This window comes from Pontibacillus yanchengensis Y32, from assembly GCF_000770635.1.
Lineage (GTDB): Bacteria > Bacillota > Bacilli > Bacillales > BH030062 > Pontibacillus > Pontibacillus yanchengensis.
The window spans coordinates 1-17,632 of sequence record NZ_AVBF01000028.1 but is presented as its reverse complement, the minus strand read 5'-3'; the positions used below and the strand labels follow the sequence as shown (position 1 = coordinate 17,632).

Sequence of the window (17,632 nt, the reverse complement as noted above, 5' to 3'; positions counted from 1 at the left end):
ATGCAATTTTTAGAAGAAAATCCTTTTCAAGCCTTGCAGAAAAGTTCCAAAACGTATGAAATGACATTTATCCATAGCCCCTTTTGTGGTACATGCCATATTGCTAGGAAGATGTTAGAAACACTCGAGGCTGCCAAAGAAGAGCTTACACTTAATGAGTTAAACGCATCTGTCCATCCAACTTTCATGCAACATTTTCAAATTGAAAGTGTTCCTTGTTTATTGATTACCAATGGAATGGATGTGGAGGAGAAAGTATATGCTTTCCACTCTGTACCCCACATGTACGATAAGATTAGTGAATATGAAGATTTGTGATAAAGTCATAATTTGATTAGAGAGAGCATCGAATGTAGAGATATTCGGTGCTCTTTTTGTATTGCCTTTTTTAAACTTGGATTATTTAGTAAACTCCTTACTTCTTGTTATTTGTATAGACAATCACCATTACCTTGTATCATATTCTTTCAAATTCGACATAAGAGTTGCTTGTTACATATTTCTCGGGAAATATTTCGACAGGGTTTGCGAGAAGTTTTTAGATTGTTGTGAACCAAAGAGGATATTGTGTTTTTGTAGAGAAATTACAAGCAATAACCTAATAAGAAAAGTTCGAGGTAGGCGGTGTAGCTATACTTTAGTCACTTTGAAAAAAGGAGTGGGCCAATGAATGCCAAGGAATTGTACGCATGGCTGGAAAGGGTAGAAAAGCGTAGTGATTTAGGTCCTTTACTAAAAGATAGGTCGTTGTTGGTTTCGTTTTACAGTAATGCAGAGCAAGTCTGTCTAGAGATAGATAACGGTAAATTGTTTGTTCATAATAGGAAAGATAGCAATGTCCAGGTAATGGTTGAAGCGGATAGTTATACGTTACAGCTAATCTGGAGTGGAGAAATGAAGTTATTAAAGGTGCCCACTCATTTAATTAAAATGAATGGGCGGTATAAAGACGTTTTGCTAATTGAAGCACTTTTTCATCTTTCTGCCTAATTAAACAAGTTCACTTCCAATAGCCTCTACAATGTCTAGGAACTGAGCTTTGTCACCAAATTGTTTTACGATTTCACCTTCTCTATTTATGAGGACAGTGGTAGGTACCCCCTGGGAGTTATATGCGTCATAGACTTCTGTTCCTTGGTCAAAAAGGGTTGGTTGCGTCAAAAATTTAGTTGCGTAATCGATACCTTCTTGGGCATTTCGTTCTCTTCCGACTACATTAATCGTAATCATCTTTACTTTTTCATGGTCCATTGACTGGAAGAGTTGCTCCTTTTTAGGTAAATCTCGGGCACTATCAGGACACCATGACGTCCAGAATGTAAGCACAACGTTGTTCCCTAAATCTTCTTCTAAACTATATGTTTGTCCATTCATGTCTTGTAATTCAAAAGTAGGGGCTTTCATGATCAAACTCCTTTATATTGACGATAATTTCTATACATGCTAGCATAAATCACACTGCAATCAGAAGCAACTCGTACATACTATTTCACATTATTAAGGAAGATATTGAAATTAAAATTTATATCTTGACCATATATGTTTACCATGCTAGAATCATCTTTAGTGAATAACTAAGTTAATGTTTTAATTAAATAAAGAACGTAAATCTCTTATCACGAGAGGCGGAGGGACTGGCCCTATGAAGCCCGGCAACCATCAAACATTGTTTGAAAGGTGCCAAATCCTGCTAAGTCTAAGACTTAGATAGATGAGAGGACGAATTGTTTACATATAAACCTTTCTGTCCTCTCGGGCAGAAAGGTTTTTTATTCGTCTAGCGAAATTATAAAATTCAATGCTTGGTATAACTGAAAAAGTGATGCAGCCACGTCCAGCTCCAGCGCCTAACCCTCGGGGTCTTAAGTCAATCCTCGCTGTGGCAAAAAACGCCACTTCGAGGTTTGCCTTAAGACCCCGAGGGGGTGACCAAGGTGCCCCGAGCTTTTGTTCATTATCTAAGGAGTTTATAATCCTTATTCTAACACTTTATCAATAAATCCAAGTAAATTTATCAGTATAATCGGAACAAAAGGGAGGTAAATCGACCGTGATTTCAATTAAAAGCTTACAAAAAGTATTTCAATCCAGTTCAGGAAATGTTCAAGCGGTTGATGATGTCAGCTTAGATATCGAAAAAGGCGAAATATTTGGTGTGATTGGATATAGTGGAGCTGGTAAAAGTACTTTTATTCGTTTACTCAATCGCCTTGAGGACCCAACTAGCGGTGAAATAGTGATAGATGATAATGATATATCGAAGCTCAGGGGTAAAGGTCTTCGAAAAGCAAGGCAAGAGATAGGGATGATTTACCAACACTTTAATCTACTTTGGTCAAGGACAGTTAAGGAAAATATCGGTTTTCCACTGGAGATAGCCAATGTTCCTAAGCAAGAAAGGGAGCAACGGGTAAATGAACTTGTTGATTTAGTTGGATTATCTGGTAGAGAGAATGCGTATCCATCTCAACTTAGTGGTGGGCAAAAGCAAAGAGTGGGTATTGCCAGAGCACTAGCAAATAAACCTAAGGTTCTTTTATGTGACGAGGCAACCTCTGCACTTGATCCCGAAACGACAGACTCTATTTTAGATCTTCTAACAGATATCAATAAAAAGCTTGGTTTAACCATCATTCTTATAACACATGAAATGCACGTTATCCGAAAAATTAGTAATCGTGTAGCGGTGATGGAAGAAGGAAGAGTTGTGGAACAAGGCGATGTATTAGATGTATTTCGCAACCCTCAACAAAAGGTAACCAAGCGTTTTGTGGAACAAGTTATGGGTGATCGAGACCAGGATGATTCATTACAGGAAATTCTCACTCATTATGATTCAGGTCATATACTAAAACTTCACTTTGTAGGGGAGAAGACGAATCAGGCAGTTATTAGTGAAGTCGCAAAGCAGTACGACATTTCCATTAATATTCTGCAGGGGAAAATTACTCAAACTCAAAAAGGTGCTTATGGAACCTTAGTTGTTCACCTAACTGGAGAAGAATCCGTTATCCAAGAAGCGATACAGTATATTTCTGCAACATCGGTAAAAGTAGAGGTGAATCCAGATGCTTCGTAGTTTATTTCCAAATGTAAAAATGGCAGATCTAATGGAAGCAACAAAGGAAACTATTTATATGACCGGCGTTTCTGTATTGGGAACATTTATTTTCGGGATTGCTCTAGGCTTACTTTTATATTTAACTGCAAAAGATGGGCTATGGGCTAATAAAATACTGAATTTCATCGTAGCGACAGTAGTCAATGTGTTTAGAGCTATTCCATTCATTATCTTAATTCTCTTGTTATTCCCGTTCACGGAATTTTTAATTGGAACAATAAGAGGACCCAATGCAGCGTTACCAGCATTGATTATAGGAGCTTCTCCATTCTATGGAAGGATGGTCGAGATAGCATTAAAAGAAGTCGACAAAGGTGTCATTGAAGCAGCAAAAGGTATGGGCGCAAAGACATCAACTATAATATTCAAAGTTCTCTTACCAGAATCCATGCCTGCCTTAATATCCGGAATTACGGTTACAGCTATTGCACTTATTAGTTATACAGCGATGGCAGGCGTTATTGGTGCAGGTGGCTTGGGAGACTTAGCATATTTGAAGGGTTTCCAGAGATGGGATTTTGATGTTGTATTAGTAAGTACCATTTTAATCGTACTAATCGTTTTCCTATTTCAATTTCTAGGCGATTATGTATCAAATAAATTAGATAAAAGATAAAAAAGGAGAGAGAAATCATGAAAAAATTTCTTACATTATTAGCAAGCACTCTACTTATTTTAGTACTAGCAGCTTGTGGAACGTCCGAGGGTAACTCCGAAGAATCATCAAACGGAAGTACATCCGACTCAGCTTCTGAGGAAGGTTCTTCTTCTGAGCAACAAAGTGAGGAAGTAAAAGAACTTAAGATTGGAGCTTCAAGTACACCACACGCAGAAATTCTTGAAGAAGCTAAACCACTATTGAAGGAAAAAGGAATTGAACTTAACATCGAAACGTACCAGGATTACATCTTACCAAACAAAGATCTATCTAGTGGCGCTATCGATGCTAACTACTTTCAGCACACACCTTATTTAGAAGATCAGAAAAAAGAATTCGGTTATGACTTTGCAAGTATTGGACCAGTTCACATCGAACCAATGGGAGTTTACTCTAAAAGTATCAACAGCATTGACGAGATTCCAGAAGGAACGGAAGTAATTATGAGCCGTTCTGTAGCTGACCATGGTCGTATTCTTTCTCTATTCGAATCAAAAGGTATTATTGAGTTAAAAGAAGGCATAGATAAGCAAAGTGCCAAAATAGAAGATATCGCTAAAAACCCTAAGAATCTTGAGTTTTCTGCTGATGTAGATGCGGGATTACTACCTCAGAACTATGAGCGTGAAGAAGATGCACTGGTAGCGATTAATACGAACTATGCGATTGAAGCTGGTTTAAATCCAACGGAAGATTCTCTATTTATGGAAGGTGCAGAATCACCTTATGCAAACTTGCTAGTAACGAAGTCGGAAAATAAAGATAGCGAAGCACTTCAAACAGTTCTAGAGGTTCTTCAATCTGAAGAAATTAAGCAATTTATGAAAGAAGAATACAATGGCGCCATCGTCCCTGTAAGTAAATAAGTAATTTCATTCCCTCCATGGATAATCCATAGTATGTAGGTCATACTATTCGTAGTTAATTATTATCCTTGGAGGGATTTTTATGGACCAAAAACAACACCAAGCAATGAATACGAGCGAGCAAGCGTTATTTGACTATAAGCATGGAATGGGAACTTTCTCTACACATTTACCTGATGTAGCCCATCATTTTAGTAAGTTTACAGAAGCATGTTTTGCTGAAGGAACATTGTCACAAAAAGAAAAGCAATTGATTGCGCTTGGAATTAGTGTTGTAGCTCAAGATGAGTATTGCATGATCTACCACACAAAAGGTTGCCTTGATCATGGTGCTTCTTACGAAGAAATGATGGAAGCATGTGGAGTCTCTGCTGCATTTGGTGGAGGAGCAGCTTTAAGTCAAGCTGTAACCCTTGTGCAAGAAAGCATTCATGATTTGCAAGAAAATAAACACTAGTAACAAAACTTGAATAATTGTAAGCAAATGAAAGAAACTGCGATGAATTATATGGTGTGTCTAGGTATTAATTCTGTTCGTAATATCTCACTTACAAATAACTGAATATAGGTGTAAATGCCTTTTGTGAGGATAGCATCCCTATGGTAAACTTTATTTCGTAAAGATTGATAAATTTGAAGGGATGGATTCACTATTAGTGACCAATTGAACTTAAATTACACAAATGAGATGGAAAAGGCAATGCACCAATCTCATGGTATGGGCTACGCGGAATACAGTCGTCGATTAGACCAAAGGTTAAAGGTTGAACAACGACGACAGCAAGAGTTTGAACAAAGTCAAAAAATCGTAGCTGAAGTTGATCGGAAAATACATCGCTAAGAATCTATCTATACATTCATGAAATAAAGAACAAAAGCGCAAGCGCCCGCTTAGCGACGTACAAACTGGACGGCTCCGTATGAGATAAAGGAAACACGAAGAGCGGTAGCGATTCGATGTTGACTTATCGTAAGGAGGTGCAGGAAGTTTGCTAGTCGCTGGGCGCTGGAGCTGGACGTGGCTACTTCACTTTTTCAGTTATACACAAGCATTGAATTTTATAATTTCGCTAGACAATAAAAAAACAGGCGACAAGAGGTCGCCTGTTTTTATTGTGAAGATAGTAGCTGGTATATTTGGTTGCTAAAAATTGTAGCTATATCCCTACTTGTTTTCAAACCATATAGAAGTTGTTATCATATGGAAGTAGTGTTTTTTACATTATAATAAGGAAGAAACTAGACCTTATTCTCATTTGAAATCACTTGTTTGCAGGTGAATACGTCAAATAGTTTCCAGTAAGGGAAAACAGTTGATAATAATTTTAATTTGATATAAGATTGTTAATGAGAATAGATTGAGAATGAAACATGAGGTCCTCAAATCGAAGCATATAAAAGACATGATATTGGAGGTATTTAGATGGCAGGATCAACTCTAGAAATTACAGATCTTCATGTAGAAATTGAAGGTAAAGAAATCTTAAAAGGCGTAAACCTTACACTTACGGGTGGCGAATTCCATGCAGTAATGGGACCAAACGGTACAGGTAAGTCTACGCTTGCATCAGCGATCATGGGACATCCTAAATATGAAATTACAAGTGGTTCTATTACACTTGATGGAGAAGATGTTCTAGAGATGGAAGTTGATGAACGTGCTAAAGCAGGTTTATTCCTAGCCATGCAGTATCCAAGTGAAATTTCCGGAGTAACAACATCCGATTTCCTACGTTCTTCCATTAACTCTAAACGTGAAGAAGGCGACGAGATTAATCTTATGAAGTTCATTAAAGAAATGGACGAAAGCATGGATTATCTTGATATCGATAAAAATATGGCACAACGTTACCTGAACGAAGGATTCTCAGGCGGCGAGAAAAAGCGTAACGAAATTCTTCAACTTATGATGCTTAAACCAGAAATCGGAATTCTAGATGAAATTGACTCTGGTCTAGACATCGACGCACTAAAAGTAGTTGCAAAAGGCATTAACAAGATGCGTGACGAGCAATTCGGTTGCCTAATTATCACTCACTATCAGCGTCTATTGAACTATATCACACCTGATAAAGTGCACGTGATGATGCAAGGTCGTATTGTGAAATCTGGTGGCCCTGAACTAGCACAGCGTCTAGAAGCAGAAGGCTATGACTGGATTAAGCAAGAGCTAGGCATTGAAGACGAAACAATCGAAGCGTAATCAGTTAGGAGGGATATCATGACTGTTGAAATTCAACAACTTCCATACGACAAACAATATGTCACCCAATATTCAGAGAAACGAAACGAACCAAAATGGATGACCGACCTTCGCGTGAACGCGTTGGAGGAAGCTGATTCGCTACCAATGCCTAAGCCTGACAAAACGAAGATTGATAAATGGAATTTCTCTCGTTTCACTCACGATGTTGAAGGTCAAGCCATTTCTTCATTAGATGAACTTCCTGAATCAATCCAAAGCTTTTTGGATCAGGATGATAAGGAAGATGCGAATCAGAATTTAATCATTCAACGTAACCATTCTGTTGCTTATTCAGCTCTATCGCAAAATCTTAAAGATAAAGGTGTTATTTTCACTGATATCTTTACAGCTATGTCAGAGCATAGTGAATTAGTGCAGAAATACTATATGACAGATGGTGTTCAAAGTAATGAAAACCGTCTAACGTCATTACATGCTGCTTTAATGAACGGTGGTATCTTCTTATACGTACCAAAAAATGTACAAGTTGATGAACCAATTCAATCTATTTTTTGGCAAGAAGATTTAGAAGCAGGTCTAAACAACCATGTGTTGGTTGTAGCTGAAGAAGGTAGTACCCTAACGTACGTTGAGAACTATATTTCTCATAATGAAAGCGAAGAGACATTTGCTAACATTGTTACTGAAGCGATTGCGAAAGATAATGCAAAGATTTCATTTGGAGCGATTGATAACTTTGCTCACGGCACTACCACTTATGTAAATCGTCGTGGCGTTGCTTATCGTGATGCTCGTATAGAATGGGCATTAGGCCAAATGAATGACGGTAATACAGTTAGTGAAAACTTCACTTACCTAATGGGAGACAACGCATACGGTGATGCGAAAACCGTATCTGTAGGTCGTGGCGATCAAAAACAAAACTTCACTACAAACATTGTTCACTATGGTAAGGAATCAGAAGGCTATATCCTACAACATGGTGTTATGAGAGATAAAGCTAGCTCTATCTTCAATGGTGTTGGAAAGATTGAACACGGGGCTACAAAATCAAACGCAGAGCAAGAATCTCGTGTATTGATGCTTAGTAAGGATGCCCGCGGAGACGCTAACCCTATTCTTCTAATTGAAGAAGATGATGTTACAGCTGGTCACGCTGCATCTGTAGGTCGAGTGGATCCGGTGCAATTGTTCTATCTAATGAGCCGTGGTATTCCACAAAGAGAAGCTGAGCGTCTTGTTATTCATGGTTTCTTAGCTCCAGTTGTGAAACAGCTTCCAATTGAAGCCGTTAAAAATCAGCTACGTGAAGTAATTGAAAGGAAGGTATACTAATGGATGTAAACAAAGTGCGCCAATCATTCCCGATTTTGCATCAGGAAGTAAATGGCCATCCTTTAGTATATTTAGACAGCGCTGCAACTTCTCAGAAATCACAACAAGTTATTGATTCCATTGATCAATATTATAAAGAATACAATTCTAATGTGCATCGCGGCGTTCATACCCTTGGTACGAAAGCTACCGACGGGTATGAAGGTGCCCGTGATAAAGTAAGACGCTTTATTAATGCAAAAAGCACCCAGGAAATTATCTTCACTAGAGGAACAACGACATCCATCAACACAGTAGCATATAGCTATGGCAGAACGAATCTCCAAGAAGGGGATGAAATTGTCATTACACCAATGGAACACCATAGTAATATTATTCCTTGGCAACAAACGGCTAAAGCTACTGGAGCAACGCTTAAATATATCCCTTTACAAGAAGATGGAACCATTTCTTTAGAAGATGTGAAAGATACCATTACGGATAACACGAAAATCGTTGCCATGATGCATGTTTCTAACGTCTTAGGGACAATTAATCCTATTAAAGAGGTTACAGATATTGCGCATGAACACGGTGCCGTTATGTTAGTGGATGGAGCTCAAAGTGCTCCGCATATGCGCGTTGATGTTCAGGATTTAGATTGTGATTTCTTCGCATTCTCTGGACACAAAATGGGTGGTCCTACTGGTATCGGAGTGCTTTACGGCAAAAAGCATATACTAGAGAAAATGGAGCCAGTTGAATTTGGTGGCGAGATGATTGATTTCGTAAATTGGTACGATTCTACATGGAAAGAGCTACCTTGGAAATTCGAAGGTGGAACTCCAATCATCGCTGGCGCAATAGGTCTAGGAGCTGCAATAGACTTTCTTGAAGAAGTGGGTCTGGATGACATTGAAGCTCATGAGAGAGACCTAGCTCAGTATGCCATGGATCGACTGAAGTCCATCGAAGGTGTTACAATATATGGACCACAGGAACGTGCTGGATTGATTACATTTAACCTAGATGATGTCCATCCACACGATGTGGCGACCGTATTAGATGCAGAAGGAATTGCAGTACGTGCAGGTCATCACTGTGCACAGCCATTAATGAAATGGTTGAATGTATCAGCTACTGCTCGGGCTAGTTTCTATATGTATAATACGAAAGAAGATGTTGATGCATTTGTCGATGGATTACAAAAGACGAAGGAGTTTTTCGGAGATGTCTTTTAATAATCTCGATCAACTGTACAGACAGGTCATTATGGATCATTATAAAAACCCTCGTAACAAAGGGTCTTTAGAGGGTGAACATTTGGCAGTAGATATGAATAACCCTACCTGTGGTGACCGAATTCAATTACAACTTAAAGTACAAGACGGAATTGTAGAGGATGCAAAATTTGATGGGGAAGGCTGTTCCATTTCTCTTTCATCTGCCTCTATGATGACGCAAGCTATAAAAGGAAAAAAAGTAGAAGATGCAGTAGAGATGTCCAAAGTTTTTTCTGATATAATGCAGGGAAAAGAAATAGATAAGGACATGGATGAGCTAGGCGATATTCAGGCATTACAGGGTGTTGCTAAATTCCCAGCACGTATTAAATGTGCTACCCTGCCATGGAAGGCCATGGAACAAGGTGTGGAAGAGAAAGAGTAACCTTAGCTCTGTGATTATTACCTAAAGGAGGTTTTGATCGATGGCAAAGAAAGAACCAGAAGTTGGCGAATATCAATATGGGTTTCATGATAAAGACGTTTCCATCTTTCGTACCCAACGCGGTCTAACAGAAGATATTGTTCGTGAGATTTCGAACCAAAAAGATGAGCCAGAATGGATGCTTGACTTCCGTTTGAAAGCTCTTAAACAATTTTTTAAAATGCCAATGCCTCAGTGGGGCGGCGATTTAAATGAGCTAGACTTTGATGAAATTACGTACTATGTAAAACCGTCTGAGCATACAGAGCGATCTTGGGATGAGGTTCCTGAAGAAATCAAGCAAACGTTTGATAAATTAGGTATCCCAGAGGCTGAACAAAAGTATCTTGCAGGTGTATCTGCTCAGTATGAATCTGAGGTTGTGTACCATAACATGCAGGAAGACTTAGAAAATCAAGGTATCGTATTCAAGGATACAGATACAGCACTTAAAGAAAACGAGGATCTTTTCCGTGAATACTTCGGTAAAATCATTCCTCCTGCTGATAACAAGTTCGCAGCTCTTAACTCTGCAGTTTGGTCCGGCGGCTCTTTCATTTACGTTCCAAAAGGTGCAAAAGTGGACACTCCTCTTCAAGCCTATTTCCGTATTAACTCAGAAAACATGGGACAGTTTGAGCGTACGCTTATCATTGTAGACGAAGAAGCATCTGTTCACTATGTAGAAGGTTGTACAGCTCCAGTTTACACAACTAACTCTCTACACAGTGCAATTGTTGAAATCTATGTTAAAGATAATGCATATTGCCGTTATACGACCATCCAAAACTGGGCAAACAACGTGTACAACTTAGTTACGAAGCGTGCAAAAGCTGGCGCAGGTGCGACAATGGAATGGGTAGACGGTAACTTAGGTTCTAAGCTAACCATGAAGTACCCATCTGTTATCCTAGCAGGTGAAGGCGCACGTGGTATGACACTTTCTATCGCATTAGCCGGTAAAGGTCAACACCAAGACGCTGGTGCGAAAATGATTCACCAAGCACCGAACACGTCCTCCACAATTGTTTCTAAGTCCATCTCCAAGCAAGGTGGTAACGTAACGTATCGTGGTATCGTACAGTTTGGCCGTAGAGCTGAAGGTGCTCGTTCAAACGTTGAATGTGATACGCTAATCATGGACAACAAATCTAAATCAGATACAATCCCTTATAATGAAATCATGAACGAAAACATTTCATTAGAGCACGAAGCGAAAGTTTCAAAAGTATCTGAAGAGCAATTGTTCTACTTGATGAGCCGTGGTATTTCTGAGCAAGAAGCTACAGAAATGATCGTAATGGGCTTCATCGAGCCATTCACAAAAGAACTACCAATGGAATATGCCGTAGAAATGAACCGTCTAATCAAATTCGAGATGGAAGGTTCAATCGGTTAAGAAGTATAGATGAAAAGAGCTATCCTAATAGGGTAGCTCTTTTTTTATGGCTGAAAGAACACCCAACCATTTTGTAATAAAAAATTGAAAAACTTAGAACAATCTGTTAATTTGTAAACCACCATATAATTCATTTACATATTTAATCATTACAAGAAATTTTGAAAACGCTTTCGCGGGAGGGAGAAAATTGTTAAAAGGTGCAATTAAAGCGTCGAATCGTATGATGCAAAGATATTTGCCAGATCCTTTTGTCTTTGTAATTATTTTGACATTTGTCGTGTTGTTATTGGGACTCATCATTACGAATAGTTCTCCAGTACAGATGGTTCAATATTGGGGAGAAGGTTTTTGGAACTTATTATCATTTTCAATGCAAATGGTGTTAGTTCTCGTAACGGGCTATGTATTGGCAAGTAGTAACCTGTTTAAAAAGGGGTTAAGCGGTTTAGCATCAAAAGCCAATAATCCTGGACAAGCTATTTTACTTGTTACCTTCGTTTCTTTATTAGCAAGTTGGATTAATTGGGGTTTTGGTTTAGTCATAGGAGCGTTGTTTGCGAAAGAGCTTGCTAAAAAAGTAAACAATGTGGACTATCGACTGCTAATAGCTAGTGCTTATTCAGGCTTTCTTGTATGGCATGCTGGGCTAGCTGGTTCTATTCCTCTTACCATTGCTACAGAAGGGCATTTTACATCAGATATTATCGGGGTTATTCCAACAAGTGAAACCATTTTTGCAGGTTTTAACCTAGCAATAGTCGCAAGCTTGTTTATTATATTACCGCTATTAAATAAAAGAATGGCGCCTCCACAAGATCAGGTAGTAGAGATTGATAAATCATTATTAGAACAAGACACTGATATGCAGGCATCAACAGTAGAGTATGAAGAGACAACTCCTGCCGATAAGCTTGAGAATAGTAAAGTGCTGGCATGGGGCACGGGTCTTTTAGGTATTGCTTTTTTACTGTACTATTTCGTAAATAATGGTTTTCAACTAAATTTAAACATCGTAAACTTTGGCTTTCTATTTTTGGGTATTCTTTTTCACGGAACTCCTAGACTATTTATCGATACAGTTAAACAAGCTGTTAAAGGCGCAAGTGGCATTATTATTCAGTTCCCTTTTTATGCTGGTATTATGGGGATGATGGTTGCGTCTGGATTAGCAAAGGAAATGTCACAGTGGTTTGTTAGCATATCTACTGAATTTACATTTCCATTCTTTGCTTTTATTAGTGCTGGTATCGTCAACTTTTTTGTCCCTTCTGGAGGAGGACAATGGGCAGTCCAAGCACCTATCATGATAGAAGCAGCCAATCAGCTAAATGTATCCATCCCTAAAACATCAATGGCTGTGGCTTGGGGTGATGCTTGGACAAACATGATTCAACCATTTTGGGCATTACCAGCTTTGGCAATTGCTGGATTAAAAGCAAAAGATATAATGGGATATTGTTTAATTGTATTATTTATTAGTGGTGTAATCATTTCGCTTGGGTTATTACTCTTATAGTTCAATAAATTGCTTGAAAAAATATTAGGAGTTATATGGTGAATGTGAATTAATGGAGCCCTGTTAAGAATAAGTTTCTTTTCAGGGTGCTTTTATTTATATAGTTTTATATAGGGATTGAGGCATAATATTGAAGACTTGGTTTTGAGATAATTGGGGTGGTCCGATGCGTAAAAAGAGTAGGGGGAGATGGGAAACAACTCGCTTTCCTGCTACCCGACCTAGGGTGGTTCAACGTTGTCACGCAATGTCCCACCCAACCCTGGCCAAGTATTGCTATCGAATCTAAGGAATACTTGTTGCTTTATTTGCTTTGAATCGGAAGCATATCTTATATGAAGAGTTTACGGAACAATTTAATGTGAAAGCGGACATAGGATGCGTTATTATCTCCAATATGGACGATTTTCGGTACACAACGGACATAGGATACCTTATTTGAAGTAAACGGCCTTTATGAAGGGGGATTTAGCTAAATAAGGTATCCTATGTCCGTTAACTTCTATAAATAGCGTTTTTTCATGAAATAAGAGATTATATGTCCGTTAAAATAGGTGAGACAGTATTGTTAGCTTCAAATACTTCAGTACTAATTTGTAATATCAATACCTTTATTCTAAAAAGCTACGGAAACATTACTCATTCTAAGCAAATACCAAGATTATCTCGAACCCAAGTCTTCAACATAATGGGGCAAGGTGAACAAGAGAAGGACATTTTAATATCGATTCATGTTTTTATATAAGGAAAGATGATAAGATAAACGTAGAATTAGAGTTAGAATAGAGAGGAATATTATAAGTGATTGCAGTTCTTATTATCATTATTGGTTTCTTTACTGCATTTATTGGAAGTATAGCCGGCATAGGTGGAGGAACCATCTTGGTGCCTAGTTTGTTATTTTTAAATCATTTTTTGGATTCTTTTTCCTGGGTAACCCCACAAAAAATTGTAGGAATATCCTTAATTGTAATGGTGTTTACAGGGCTATCTTCCACTATTTCGTATTTAAAGAGTAAACGTATTGATTATAAAAGTGGTGTTGTCTTCTTGGTTGGAAGTATTCCAGGTGGGATTTTAGGGTCCTGGTTGAATCAATTCATAGAAGTGAAGCCCTTCACTCTTTTGTTTGGAATTCTTATGATTATTGTATCTTCATTATTTTTCTTACGTAAAAGAGAAACAAAGCCTCAAGCTCATCGTAAAGGATCGCTATATGTTCATCGCTCTATTGAGCTAGATGGCCATACCTACCACTATTCCATTCCAATACTATTAGGAGCCCTCATGGCTTTTGGAGTAGGGATATTATCAGGTTTATTTGGTATCGGGGGCGGATCATTAATGGTCCCTGCTATGATTTTATTGTTTAGAGTTCCACCACATATCGCGACAGCAACATCCATGTTTATGATATTCTTCATGAGCCTCCTTAGTTCAACCACTCACATTTTATTAGGACATGTTGCATGGTTTTATACGCTTCTATTCATACCGGGAGCTTGGGTTGGTGGAACATTAGGCGCGAAGGTAAATCAAAGGATGAAAAGTGAAACAATAGTTTGGACTTTAAGGATTCTTCTCATTTTGATTGGTATTCGATTGATTTGGGAAGGTATAGGGTAAGGAGTAGATTGTATGAAAGAGAACATTTTTCTTTACTATACCAACGATTTACATAGTCATTTTGAGAATTGGTCAAAAATTGTAGGTCATTGGAAAAAGCAACGATTGCATCATCAAAAGCGGAACGAACCGATGTTTCTAATTGATATTGGGGACCATGTGGATCGATTTCATCCAATTGCAGAAGCGATGCAAGGGAAAGCGAACGTAGAGCTTTTAAATAACGCTTCCTATGATGTAGCGACAATTGGAAACAATGAGGGAATAACACTTACGCATGAGGACCTATATACGCTATATGATCAAGCTGACTTTGATGTCGTTTGTGCTAATTTAGCAAACAAAGATGGTATGGATCCAAGCTGGTTAAAGCCTTACTCATTTAAGACAACGGAAAGTGGGACAACACTTGGATTAATTGGATTAACAGCACCATTTAAAGCCTTTTATGAGTTATTAGGTTGGGATGTAACTTCTCCTTTTGAGTTGCTGGATCAAATAGTAACAGAAGTTAAGGAACAAGCGGATATTGTGGTTCTTTTGTCTCATTTAGGGATCAACGACGATCAAGAAATAGCACGCAGATACGACGATATTGATCTTATTATAGGAGGACACACGCATCACTTATTTAAAGATGGAGAAAAAATCAATAATACGTTGCTTACAGCTGCTGGAAAGCACGGTGTATATGTTGGAGAAGTTGTTCTTTCTTGGGATACCGAGCGAAAACAGCTTAACCAAAAGCAAGCGTATGCATATGAAATTAATTACACAGATGAGGACCAAGTAACAGAGGAGCAATTAGCAGAGTATCAAGCGAAGGCAGATGCTATTTTAAAACAACCAGTTGCCCATTTATATACCCCTTTACATGTGAATTGGTTTCAGGAGTCCTATATTATGAAGGAACTAGTCCATACTCTGAAGGATTGGACAAATGCTGATTGTGCCATGCTTAATGCTGGAGTCTTATTGGATGGTTTTAGTCAAGGAGACGTTACGAGAGGGGATATTCACCGGATTTGTCCCCATCCAATGAATCCATGCAAGGTAGCATTACAAGGAGATGAACTTCTTGAGGTGGTTCGTCAAGCTCATGCGAAACGGTTTATGGAATTAAAGCTAAAAGGCTTTGGATTCCGTGGTGAAATAATAGGACGAATGATTTTTTCTGGCCTCGATGTTGAGACACAAACCGATAGTGAGGGAGAAGAACACGTAAAGAAAGTGACGTTACAAGGGGAAGCAATTGATTTGAATAAGACGTATCAAGTAGCTACGGCGGATACCTTTACATTTGGAAAGTTACTCCCTGAAATCTCTCACAGTCCATCAAAGCAATACTACATGCCAGAATTGTTAAGAGATTTGCTAACACATACCATCACTAGAATAACCCAGTAACTGCTCACCTTTTCCCTTCTTCAACATACTGTGTAGAAGAAGGGAGTGTGGTATAGGTGGTAACTGTTCAACCTGTTTTTATTGAGGGTATACCTTTTACAGCTATTTCAGTAAAACTTCCAAAAACCAACTTACTTGTAGTTAGCAATGATGATGGTTATATCATGTGTGGGGCACTTGATGTGGATCTTCTTAACGAGAAGTTAGCAGACCGAAATATTGTAGCGGCTCGTGCTGTAGGGGTGCGTTCTATTGATGAATTGTTAGAAGCACCTTTGGAAAAAGTCACTATCGGAGCAAAGAATATAGGATGGTTTGAGGGTATGATTGGGAAAGACGCTTTGCTTAAGCTTGTCGAAAAAGACAGAAAATAGTATAATTTTTATAATACGAAAGTAATGAACCTTAAGAACCTGTTTGATGTAAATAAGTAACAGGTTCTTTTTTGCACGTACAATGGTACTACTTATAAAAAGTAGGTAACGTAAAACTAGCAACTCGTTTAATTAGGAGCATGCATAGAAACATAAGAGCGATTCATTTACATGAAGTTGGAGGATATCATGAGACTCATTTCAACGTTTTCTTTAGCTCCTGGTGATGAGCTATCCAAAACTATCTATAACGAAAATGGCCAAATATTAATAAATTCAGGGGTATCCTTAACACAAAGAATGATTGAGCGGTTAAATGATATAGGCATAACCTACGTCTATATAGAGGATGAATTAACCGCAGATATTGAAACGAACTATCCTGTCTCCGATCGGGTTAGAACAGATGCTATCAATACAATAAAAAGTACATTTGATACCATGAAGAAAACGGATGATATCGCTAACGCATTTATATTTGATCGAACTGGCCAAAAAATGATGAATGTAGTTCAACACATCTTGGCTGAGGTGCAAGGGCATCGTGAAGTAATTAATTTACTTTCTGATGTATTTACATATGACGACTATATTTTCACCCATTCTTTAAATGTAACGATTTATGCTTTGGCTCTAGGTACTGAATTAGGATTACCACCTAAAAGATTAGAAGAATTAGGTTATGGAGCTATGCTTCATGATGTGGGAAAGACATTAGTTCCTAGAGAGGTCCTGTTCAAGCCAGGGAAATTAACGGAAGATGAGTTTCAAAAGGTAAAAGAACATTCTGAAGCTGGGTTTAATATGTTGCGAAAAGCTCCTACTGTGCCGTTAGTAGCTGCCCACTGTGCCTACCAACACCATGAACGGCTAAATGGTTCCGGATACCCAAGAGGATTAGAAGGAAATGATATTCACTATTATGCCAAGATTTTAGGCATTGCAGATGTATTTGATGCTGTTACGAGTAATCGTGTGTATCGAAAAGCAATGCTTCCACACGAAGGTCTGGAGATACTATACTCAGGTGCTGGGACTCTATTTGATATTGATATGATTGAAGCATTCCGCAAAAGTGTAGCGGTCTATCCAAACGGGTTAACCGTCCTATTAAGTGATGGAAGGAAAGGAATTGTCTCGAAACAAAATACTCAATTAAGCGATCGTCCATTCATCCGTATTTTAGAAGAGCATGGTAATCCGGTACATGAATATTATGAAATTGATTTATCGAAGGAACTTAATCTTGTGGTGATGGATTGTGATACTACACTATTAAGTAAGAGTGTTTAATTACGGTCGATGTCCTTACTAATAAGGCTTTGTTAAGGTTTGTTGAAATAACGGTGAAATAGTTATTTGTTCTTTTATATAAGCACCATTATGTTGAATAACTGGTGAAGCTGAATCCGTTACTTTTGTGAGGAAGGGGCTG

The 17,632-nt window shown here is 38.3% G+C and carries 18 protein-coding genes and 1 riboswitch; of the genes, 17 read left to right on the top strand and 1 reads right to left on the bottom strand.

Annotation, left to right across the window (positions count from 1 at the left end; translation table 11 throughout):
* Window positions 1–318, top strand: coding sequence for a thioredoxin family protein (locus N782_RS11080; RefSeq protein WP_036819630.1), 318 nt, complete (start codon window positions 1–3; stop codon window positions 316–318).
* A gap of 348 nt (window positions 319–666) precedes the next feature.
* Window positions 667–990, top strand: a complete 324-nt coding sequence (locus tag N782_RS11075) for a hypothetical protein (RefSeq protein ID WP_036819627.1) — start codon at window positions 667–669, stop codon at window positions 988–990.
* Here N782_RS11075 and N782_RS11070 read toward each other — a convergent pair whose 3' ends face one another.
* Complete coding sequence (locus N782_RS11070; protein WP_036819624.1) at window positions 991–1,404, bottom strand: TlpA family protein disulfide reductase; 414 nt, start codon at window positions 1,402–1,404, stop codon at window positions 991–993.
* A 206-nt stretch (window positions 1,405–1,610) separates the two neighbouring features.
* Window positions 1,611–1,718: riboswitch (SAM riboswitch) on the top strand.
* A 332-nt stretch (window positions 1,719–2,050) separates the two neighbouring features.
* Between N782_RS11070 and N782_RS11065 the strand changes: the two genes are divergently transcribed.
* From N782_RS11065 to N782_RS11000, 15 genes are all read left to right on the top strand, one after another.
* A complete protein-coding gene (locus N782_RS11065) occupies window positions 2,051–3,079 on the top strand; it encodes a methionine ABC transporter ATP-binding protein (protein ID WP_036819622.1) in 1,029 nt (342 codons plus the stop codon).
* On the top strand, window positions 3,069–3,737 hold the full coding sequence (locus N782_RS11060; RefSeq protein WP_036819619.1) for a methionine ABC transporter permease: 669 nt from the start codon (window positions 3,069–3,071) through the stop codon (window positions 3,735–3,737). The genes N782_RS11065 and N782_RS11060 overlap by 11 nt, the downstream gene beginning before the upstream one ends.
* Window positions 3,738–3,754: 17 nt before the next feature.
* A complete protein-coding gene (locus N782_RS11055; RefSeq protein ID WP_036819618.1) occupies window positions 3,755–4,645 on the top strand; it encodes a MetQ/NlpA family ABC transporter substrate-binding protein in 891 nt (296 codons plus the stop codon).
* An 82-nt stretch (window positions 4,646–4,727) separates the two neighbouring features.
* Complete coding sequence (locus N782_RS11050; RefSeq protein ID WP_036819617.1) at window positions 4,728–5,102, top strand: carboxymuconolactone decarboxylase family protein; 375 nt, start codon at window positions 4,728–4,730, stop codon at window positions 5,100–5,102.
* A 207-nt stretch (window positions 5,103–5,309) separates the two neighbouring features.
* Window positions 5,310–5,486 carry a YuzK family famiily protein gene (locus N782_RS21830; RefSeq protein ID WP_202595692.1) on the top strand — a complete coding sequence of 59 codons (177 nt, stop codon included), beginning with the start codon at window positions 5,310–5,312 and terminating at the stop codon, window positions 5,484–5,486.
* A gap of 582 nt (window positions 5,487–6,068) precedes the next feature.
* Entirely contained in the window at window positions 6,069–6,848 is a 780-nt protein-coding gene (sufC, locus tag N782_RS11045) for a Fe-S cluster assembly ATPase SufC (RefSeq protein ID WP_036819615.1), read from the top strand.
* Between the two features lie 18 nt (window positions 6,849–6,866).
* Window positions 6,867–8,186 (top strand): Fe-S cluster assembly protein SufD, encoded by a 1,320-nt coding sequence (gene sufD / locus N782_RS11040; protein WP_036819612.1) that lies wholly within the window; start codon window positions 6,867–6,869, stop codon window positions 8,184–8,186.
* Entirely contained in the window at window positions 8,186–9,406 is a 1,221-nt protein-coding gene (locus tag N782_RS11035; protein WP_036819609.1) for a cysteine desulfurase, read from the top strand. The genes sufD and N782_RS11035 overlap by 1 nt, the downstream gene beginning before the upstream one ends.
* The gene (gene sufU / locus N782_RS11030) at window positions 9,396–9,833 is read left to right on the top strand and encodes a Fe-S cluster assembly sulfur transfer protein SufU (RefSeq protein WP_036819606.1); all 438 of its coding nucleotides are present in this window, start codon (window positions 9,396–9,398) and stop codon (window positions 9,831–9,833) included. Before N782_RS11035 ends, sufU begins: the two co-directional genes overlap by 11 nt.
* A 40-nt stretch (window positions 9,834–9,873) precedes the next feature.
* Window positions 9,874–11,271: a Fe-S cluster assembly protein SufB gene (gene sufB, locus N782_RS11025; RefSeq protein WP_036819603.1), complete on the top strand. Its 1,398-nt coding sequence runs from the start codon at window positions 9,874–9,876 to the stop codon at window positions 11,269–11,271.
* Between the two features lie 223 nt (window positions 11,272–11,494).
* On the top strand, window positions 11,495–12,790 hold the full coding sequence (locus N782_RS11020; RefSeq protein ID WP_036819731.1) for a short-chain fatty acid transporter: 1,296 nt from the start codon (window positions 11,495–11,497) through the stop codon (window positions 12,788–12,790).
* A gap of 801 nt (window positions 12,791–13,591) precedes the next feature.
* The gene (locus tag N782_RS11015; RefSeq protein ID WP_036819597.1) at window positions 13,592–14,416 is read left to right on the top strand and encodes a sulfite exporter TauE/SafE family protein; all 825 of its coding nucleotides are present in this window, start codon (window positions 13,592–13,594) and stop codon (window positions 14,414–14,416) included.
* Between the two features lie 12 nt (window positions 14,417–14,428).
* A complete protein-coding gene (locus tag N782_RS11010; RefSeq protein ID WP_036819594.1) occupies window positions 14,429–15,823 on the top strand; it encodes a bifunctional metallophosphatase/5'-nucleotidase in 1,395 nt (464 codons plus the stop codon).
* Between the two features lie 56 nt (window positions 15,824–15,879).
* Window positions 15,880–16,197 carry a YunC family protein gene (locus N782_RS11005; protein WP_036819591.1) on the top strand — a complete coding sequence of 106 codons (318 nt, stop codon included), beginning with the start codon at window positions 15,880–15,882 and terminating at the stop codon, window positions 16,195–16,197.
* A gap of 189 nt (window positions 16,198–16,386) precedes the next feature.
* Window positions 16,387–17,490 carry an HD-GYP domain-containing protein gene (locus N782_RS11000; protein WP_036819589.1) on the top strand — a complete coding sequence of 368 codons (1,104 nt, stop codon included), beginning with the start codon at window positions 16,387–16,389 and terminating at the stop codon, window positions 17,488–17,490.
* Window positions 17,491–17,632: the final 142 nt, after the last annotated feature.